The sequence below is a fragment of the Candidatus Thermoplasmatota archaeon genome (genome assembly GCA_030018475.1).
Classification (GTDB): domain Archaea; phylum Thermoplasmatota; class JASEFT01; order JASEFT01; family JASEFT01; genus JASEFT01.
The window spans coordinates 1-1,549 of record JASEFT010000023.1 but is presented as its reverse complement, the minus strand read 5'-3'; the positions used below and the strand labels follow the sequence as shown (position 1 = coordinate 1,549).

General features: G+C 40.1%; 2 protein-coding genes. One reads left to right on the top strand and one right to left on the bottom strand.

The features are described from left to right. Positions 1-213: NADH-quinone oxidoreductase (locus QMD21_04240; protein MDI6855972.1), on the top strand; the 213-nt coding region annotated here is incomplete at its 5' end. A gap of 858 nt (positions 214-1,071) precedes the next feature. On the opposite strand, the gene hycI is transcribed toward QMD21_04240, so the two are convergent. Further along, on the bottom strand, positions 1,072-1,512 hold the full coding sequence (gene hycI / locus QMD21_04235; protein MDI6855971.1) for a hydrogenase maturation peptidase HycI: 441 nt from the start codon (positions 1,510-1,512) through the stop codon (positions 1,072-1,074). Positions 1,513-1,549 lie beyond the last annotated feature (37 nt).

The window sequence follows — 1,549 nt, the reverse complement described above, 5'->3', positions numbered from 1 at the left end:
GCAATTGAGCTTGTACAAGCTGAGAAAGCGGTACTTTTCCATGAAAAAGAAGGCGCCACACTTGCAAAACCTGTAAAAATACAAATTTATGTAGCTCGTTGCTGTTTCTGCTCGCAGTGCGTTGAAGTATGCCCAAGAAAATGCCTCACAATGACAAACGAGTTCTTGCTTGCTGACTACGATAAATATTCTGAGAAGCTGATTGTGAAGTAAACTCTGCACCGGAGTTGTTTCGTCGAGCTTTTACAATGAGATCTATGTGCAGAGTTTAAGTAAACTATATTTACCCATAGCTACATTAAATAGCCTTGATAAGCAAAGTGTCTGGAATTATGATAAAAAAATGGTCTAATTTTCTTGTTTTCGCTCTCCTTTTTGTGAGCTTAGGAGTTATTTTTTATACTCTTTCGTTAGTTAAGGCCTCTGCCTTTTTATGTGGCGTTTCTGGGGTATTTGGCGTGTTGTCACTTATAATGGCTTACTACCATACGCATGTAGTTTCGCGACCATGGCCGCGCTCCCTGCTGTATTTCGATGTCACCGTACTGGTCGCATTGATAATTACGATAATTTATTGTTGTATCACAGGTAATGTAGATCTTTAATTCTGACTATGACTGGCTAAAAAACCCCATGATTTTCTTCCGTCGGGCATTAATCGTAAATTCGGTTGGTTCAAAAGGATGTTTTTCAATCATGTGTATGCCGTGTATATTACGAAGAGGGAGCAGCAGTCCCTAGGAAAGAGTGGGGAGACGCGTTTATCCAAACAATTTACGATTGTGTCAAAAAAGGTGGGCGCAAAGGGGCTGCGTTATCGTTTATTCCCAAAGGGTTCTTTGAGGCTGATGAAATAAAGAAAAAGCAAAGCTGAAACCCAGTTTAGTGCCCACTTGGAGCAAAATTTGATAGTTTATATACTCCTTGACGAGCCCCTGCACCCAAACCCCTATGCAGCTTGTGGCTAAAGCTCCCTGCAGCTGCTGGGCTCGTGCTCAGGGGCTTTTAGTTGATAGGACCTATTAGAAACTGTTAGAAATAGCTAAAAAGCTACTCTACCTAAAGAGGAGATTATACCGCTATCAAACTATCAAATTTTTTCTGCTTGAGAATCTTAATAATTTTCAGTGCTCCAGCTCTCACTTCTTTAGAAAGAGTTGAGAAAGGTCTAACGCTTTTCGGCTGCACGCCTATACATATAATATTCTCGGCATACTCCTCGAGATAAGATATTAAAAAAGATAATGGTAGAGAATGTGTAGTGAGAGCAAAGGTGTCAATCTTATCCTTAGGCACAACTCTAAATTCTCCAGGAGCTAAGTTTAGCTGAGCTGCGTCTACAATAACTAAATATTTCGAGCGATGCTCTTTTACTAGAGATGTAAAATTCTCAGGCACAGTCCCGCAATCTATTGAAAGCCAACCTCTATGCTTGAAATTTTTTGCAATCCATGGTCCAATAGCATCATCGCCGCCTAACGCATTGCCTATACCCATAAGAATATTGACCATCTGCAAAAATATTGGTATTCGTCAGTATTAATATTTC